Origin of the sequence: Pseudomonas sp. SIMBA_067 (assembly GCF_046534675.1) — a bacterium.
Lineage (GTDB): Bacteria > Pseudomonadota > Gammaproteobacteria > Pseudomonadales > Pseudomonadaceae > Aquipseudomonas > Aquipseudomonas putida.
In genome coordinates this window covers 1-253 of sequence record NZ_JAWRYH010000894.1, presented here as the reverse complement: position 1 = coordinate 253, position 253 = coordinate 1, and the positions used below count along the sequence as shown (strand labels likewise).

At 60.9% G+C, this 253-nt stretch carries 1 protein-coding gene; it reads right to left on the bottom strand.

Translation table 11 applies throughout. The features are described from left to right. A partial coding sequence (locus SB765_RS31800) for an ABC transporter substrate-binding protein (RefSeq protein ID WP_410932781.1) occupies positions 1 to 253 on the bottom strand: 253 nt, incomplete at both ends.

Genomic DNA, 253 nt, shown 5'->3' with positions numbered 1-253 from the left:
GTGTCTGGAAGGTGAACACCACATCGTCGGCGCGGATCGGCTGCCCATCATGAAAGCGCGCTTCGGGGCGCAGATAGAAGCGTACCCAGCTGTTATCCGGGGCTTTTTCGATCTTGCCGGCAACCAGGCCGTATTCGGTGACGGGTTCGTCCAGGCTCTGCATGGCCAGGGTGTCATAGACCAGGCCGATGTTATCGGCGGGCACACCTTTGCTGATGTAGGGGTTGAGGCTGTCGAAGCCGCCCATGGCCGA